This is a genomic window from Laribacter hongkongensis DSM 14985, from assembly GCF_000423285.1.
In the GTDB taxonomy this organism is placed as follows: domain Bacteria; phylum Pseudomonadota; class Gammaproteobacteria; order Burkholderiales; family Aquaspirillaceae; genus Laribacter; species Laribacter hongkongensis.
Genome location: NZ_AUHR01000041.1, coordinates 1 through 1,091 on the forward strand (window position 1 = coordinate 1; position 1,091 = coordinate 1,091).

Below are 1,091 nucleotides of genomic sequence, written 5' to 3' on the forward strand. Positions count from 1 at the left end.
GTGGCCATCGTTACGCCATTCGTGCGGGTCGGAACTTACCCGACAAGGAATTTCGCTACCTTAGGACCGTTATAGTTACGGCCGCCGTTTACCGGGGCTTCGATCAAGAGCTTGCACCCCATCACTTAACCTTCCGGCACCGGGCAGGCGTCACTCCGTATACGTCCACTTTCGTGTTGGCACAGAGCTGTGTTTTTATTAAACAGTCGCAGCCACCTATTCTCTGCGACCCCATCACGCTTCGGACGCGAAGTCTTACACGCTACCGGGGCACACCTTCTCCCGAAGTTACGGTGTCAATTTGCCGAGTTCCTTAACCCGAGTTCTCTCAAGCGCCTTGGTATTCTCTACCTACCCACCTGTGTCGGTTTGCGGTACGGTCAGTTGTGAACTGAAGCTTAGAGGCTTTTCCTGGAAGCTTGGGATTACTCACTTCAGGTCCGTAGACCCTCGTCATCACGCCTCAGATAAGATCTCCGGATTTGCCAGGAGACCACTCCTACACGCTTAAACGACCTATTCCAACAGGCCGCTGAGCTACCCTTCTCCGTCCCCCCATCGCATTCACAACCGGTACGGGAATCTTGACCCGTTTCCCATCGACTACGCATTTCTGCCTCGCCTTAGGGGCCGACTCACCCTACGCCGATGAACGTTGCGTAGGAAACCTTGGGTTTTCGGCGAGCGGGACTTTCACCCGCTTTATCGCTACTCATGTCAGCATTCGCACTTCTGATACCTCCAGCAGGGTTTACACCACCACCTTCGCAGGCCTACAGAACGCTCTCCTACCATGCGTACAAGTACGCATCCGCAGCTTCGGTTACATGCTTGAGCCCCGTTACATCTTCCGCGCAGGACGACTCGACCAGTGAGCTATTACGCTTTCTTTGAATGATGGCTGCTTCTAAGCCAACATCCTGGCTGTCTTGGCCTTCCCACTTCGTTTACCACTTAGCATGTCATTTGGGACCTTAGCTGGCGGTCTGGGTTGTTTCCCTCTTGACAACGGACGTTAGCACCCGCTGTCTGTCTCCCGAGGACGCACTTGACGGTATTCGGAGTTTGCCATGGGTTGGTAAATCGCAATG

Annotated in this window: 1 rRNA gene; it reads right to left on the reverse strand. The window is 54.2% G+C overall.

Annotated features, from left to right (window positions below):
* Nucleotides 1-1,091: ribosomal RNA gene (locus tag G542_RS0114130) — 23S ribosomal RNA — on the reverse strand; the annotation flags it as partial.